The organism is Streptomyces sp. NPDC054956 (genome assembly GCF_053609185.1).
Genome location: NZ_JBSGXB010000487.1, coordinates 1 through 3,770 on the forward strand (window position 1 = coordinate 1; position 3,770 = coordinate 3,770).

Here is a 3,770-nt window from a genome sequence, read left to right on the forward strand (position 1 = left end):
GAAGGCGGGGGCGCACGATTGAGTACGCCTACTCATGGCGGCCCGTGCCGGCCCGCAGGAGCATGGGCAGTCCGGACGTGCGAACGGGGAGGCGGGGGCATGGGCAGGTCTCTGGGGGTGGCGGCAGCCTTCGTGGCGGCGGTCGCGGCACTGGTCTTCGCCTACGTGGCAGGGGCACCGCCCGCGGTGGTGTTCGCCGTCGGGGCGGGTGTGCTCAGCCTCCTGTGGCTGCTGCTCCTGCTCACGCTGCCCTGGAACCTGTACTTCCGCGCGCACGCGGTGCTCGCCGAGATCGCGGTGAGCCGCGAGAAGGGCATCGAGGTCTCCCCGGCCCGGGATGCCGAAGCCGCGCGCATCGCGCGGACGATGCTCCGCGCGGCGATCGCGGGCCACGGCCTCACGGCGGCGGTCGTCCTGGTGGCCACCTGGGCGACGGACGAGTTCACGGGCTACTGGTTCGCCGCGTTCTTCCTGCTGAGCACCTTCTTCCGGCCGGCCGGTGCCTACTTCGGCCAGCTCCGACGACGCCTGGGCACCCTCCTGAAGGACGTCACGTACCCGCGGGACGACGTCGTCGAACTGCACAAGCGACTGAACCTCGCCGAAGCCGGGACACGGACCCTGGAGGAGAAGGCCGAGGAACAGTACCGGGCCCTCGCCGAACTGCGCCGCACCGTGGACGCGCTGGCCCTGAGCTCCTACGAGCGGACCGAGGAGACGAACCGCAGGATCGCCGCGCTGGGCCGGGAGTTCGAGTCCACGGTGAACCGCCTCACCGACAACCAGGAGATCATCGCCGGCGTCAAGGCGTTCCTGCGCCTCCTGCGTTCCACCGACGCGGGCGACGACACCCCGGTCCCCTCGTAGTGTGCCGGTGCGGCCGTCCGCCGCACCGGCGCACCACGGGATGCTCACATGTTGATCATGTGGCCGGCCAACCCGTGCACGGCCTCCTTGACGGCCTCGCCCAGGGTCGGGTGGGCGTGGACGTTGCGGGCCACCTCGTGGACGGTGAGGTCCCATTGCTGGGCCAGGGTCAGCTCGGGAAGCAGTTCGGTGACGTCGGGGCCGATGAGGTGACCGCCGATCAGTTCGCCGTACTTGGCATCGCTGATCAGCTTCACGAATCCGGCGGTGTCGCCGAGGCCATTGGCCTTGCCGTTCGCGGTGAAGGGGAACTTGGCCACCTTGACGTCGTAGCCGAGCTCACGGGCCTGGGCCTCGGTGTAGCCGAAGCTCGCGATCTGCGGCTGGCAGTAGGTGGCGCGGGGGATCATCGCGTAGTCGAGTTCCATGGTCTCGGCATCGGCGATCGTCTCGGCCGCGATCACCCCCATGGCCTCGGCGGTGTGGGCGAGCATGAGCTTCGCGGTCACGTCGCCGATGGCGTAGATGTGCGGGACGGAGGTGCGGCAGCGGCCGTCGACCTCGATCGCGCCGCGGTCGGTGACGCGCACGCCCGTCTGCTCGAGGCCGTACCCGGTGACGTTGGGTGCGAAGCCGATCGCCTGGAGGACCTTGTCGGCCTCCAGCACCTTCGGGGTGCCGTCCTTCCCGGTGACGGAGACGCGGACCCGGGGCCCGGACTCGTCGATGGCGTCGACCCGGGTGGAGGTGAGGACCTCGATGCCCAGCTTCCGGTACTGGCGGGCGAGTTCGGCGGAGACCTCGGCGTCCTCCAGCGGGGCGACACGGTCCAGGAACTCGACGATCGTGACCTTCACGCCGTAGTTGTGCAGTACGTAGGCGAATTCGATGCCGATGGCGCCCGCACCGGCGATGACGATGGACTGCGGGAGGTCATCGGCGAGGATCTGCTCCTCGAAGGTCACCACACGCGCACTGCGCTTGGTACCGGGCAGCAGCTTGGGCGTGGCGCCGGTGGCGATGATGCACTGATCGAAGCCGATGGTGCGGGTGTTGCCGTCGTAACCGGTGACCTGGAGCGTGTTCGGGTCCAGGAAGGTGCCGCGCCCGTCCACCTCGGTGATCTTGTTCTTCTTCATCAGGTAGTGGACCCCCTTGACCCGGCCGTCGGCGACCCGGCGGCTGCGCCGGAAGGCCTCGCCGTAGTCGAAGGTGACCTCTCCGTCGACCTTGATGCCGAAGGTCTTCGCCTCATGGGTGAAGATGTGGGCCAGTTCGGCGTTGCGCAGCAGGGCCTTGGTCGGGATGCAGCCCACGTTCAGGCAGACACCGCCCCAGTACCTCTCCTCCACAACGGCGACGCGCTTGCCCAACTGGGCGGCACGGACGGCGGCGACGTAGCCCCCGGGCCCGGCTCCGAGTACGACGACATCGAATCGATCGTCCTGCTCGACCATGGTGCGATCCTCTTCCATCGGTTCAACTGCCCTTCTGCAAGGGCCCCTACTGAAGAGTGTCGGCCATGGATGCCCGAGAGTTGGATCATGGCTGCGATGCGGGAGGGGTGGAGCGTGCAGGACGACTTACTGGTGGTCGGCTTCGACCTGGCAGCAGGGCACGAGGTACACGTGGCCGATCAGCCGCCGGAGTACTGGCGGCAGCGTGGTTACGGCGGCACGGGGCAACTGGTGTGCTTCTACTGCTTTCACGGGTTCGAGGCACCCATGGGCACGCGCGTGCCGTTGCTGACGCGTGGGCGCCTGGGCGGAAAGGTGCGTACGCACTTCGCGCACCCGCCGGGGCAGGCCCCCGAGGGCGGTCACCATCCGGAGACCGTCTGGCACATCACCACCAAGCACACGCTGGCCCGCTGGGCGCGCAGCCGCCCGGGCGTCGCCGCGGTACGGCTGGAGCAGTGGACCCCGGACCAGGACCGCCGCGCGGACGTTGCCGTGCGGTTGGAGGACGGCACGCGCCTCGCGCTGGAGGCACAGCGGATGCTCATGACCGATGACGCGTGGCGCGCCAGGCACCATGACTACCGGCGGCAGGGCATCGTCGACGTCTGGTTCTGGCGGCCCGGTGTGCACTTCCCCCACGTGGTCCTCTCCGAGGGTCTGCCGGTGTGGTTCTACGTCCCGTCCAAGGGCACGGCATGGACCGCCTTCGGCCGGGCGCACCAGAGGACGCACCGGTGGTGGGAGGCGAAGGACCCGGCCGTGTTCGGTCTGCACCATCCGCCGTGCGCGCTCGACGACCTGGAACGACAGGCAGTACCCCTCGGTGAGCTGGACCTGGACGAGCACGGCGCCGTACTGCCTCCGAGCCTGCGACACAAGCTGAGCGACTCCCAGAGCGAAGCCCGCGAGGAGGCCGCGGAGCGGCGGGAGAGCGCGGCACGGTACGCCCGCCAGCTGCGCGAGGCCCAGCAGCGACGCGAGGAGGCCGACCGGCACCCGAAGCCCTTGCCGGCCCCCCGACTGCCGCCGGGCGCCCTGCGCTGCACGGTCTGCAACCGAGCCCTGGCTCCGGAACTGGCGAGGGCCGGTCGCCATCTCCTGTGCTGACCGAACCGCTCCCGGCGGCGGGTGGAGGGGCGGGCGCGGAGGATCCGCTACGGAAGGTCGGTGGCGCGCAGGTGGGCGCGCAGCCGCAGTGCCTCGTTCAGCGGGGGCCGGAACAGCGCCGGATTCTCTGCGGCCAGTGCGGTGAAGACCTCCACCGCTTCCTCCGCCTCGGTCAGCGCCTCGCGCAGGCCGAGATCCTGGCCGATCCGCATCAGTATCACGAGGATCAGCAGATACCCGAGCTGAGGCCGATAGGATTCCGGGGCTTCCCGGGCGAGCCGACGCCAGATGAGGAGCGCCTCCTCCCCGGCCGCGATGACTTCCTCGTACCGCTTC

The 3,770-nt window shown here is 69.8% G+C and carries 3 protein-coding genes and 1 pseudogene; 2 read left to right on the forward strand and 2 right to left on the reverse strand.

Annotated features, from left to right (window positions below; translation table 11 throughout):
* The first annotated feature begins 99 nt into the window (after nt 1-99).
* Nucleotides 100-867 carry a hypothetical protein gene (locus tag ACWGDE_RS37120; protein ID WP_453393491.1) on the forward strand — a complete coding sequence of 256 codons (768 nt, stop codon included), beginning with the start codon at nt 100-102 and terminating at the stop codon, nt 865-867.
* Nucleotides 868-911: 44 nt separating this feature from the next.
* Here ACWGDE_RS37120 and lpdA read toward each other — a convergent pair whose 3' ends face one another.
* Nucleotides 912-2,324, reverse strand: a complete 1,413-nt coding sequence (gene lpdA / locus ACWGDE_RS37125) for a dihydrolipoyl dehydrogenase (RefSeq protein ID WP_453393492.1) — start codon at nt 2,322-2,324, stop codon at nt 912-914.
* A gap of 87 nt (nt 2,325-2,411) precedes the next feature.
* On the opposite strand from lpdA, the gene ACWGDE_RS37130 reads away from it, so the two are divergent.
* On the forward strand, nt 2,412-3,434 hold the full coding sequence (locus tag ACWGDE_RS37130; RefSeq protein WP_453393493.1) for a competence protein CoiA family protein: 1,023 nt from the start codon (nt 2,412-2,414) through the stop codon (nt 3,432-3,434).
* 47 nt (nt 3,435-3,481) lie between these two features.
* On the opposite strand, the pseudogene ACWGDE_RS37135 reads toward ACWGDE_RS37130, so the two are convergent.
* Nucleotides 3,482-3,770 (reverse strand): annotated as a pseudogene (locus ACWGDE_RS37135) (hypothetical protein); the annotation flags it as partial.

Excerpts from the sequence above, each read along its gene's own strand:
- lpdA (WP_453393492.1), bottom strand. The coding sequence starts at position 2,324 with ATGGTCGAGCAGGACGATCGATTCGATGTCGTCGTACTCGGAGCCGGG.
- ACWGDE_RS37120 (WP_453393491.1), top strand. The coding sequence starts at position 100 with ATGGGCAGGTCTCTGGGGGTGGCGGCAGCCTTCGTGGCGGCGGTCGCG.
- ACWGDE_RS37130 (WP_453393493.1), top strand. The coding sequence starts at position 2,412 with ATGGCTGCGATGCGGGAGGGGTGGAGCGTGCAGGACGACTTACTGGTG.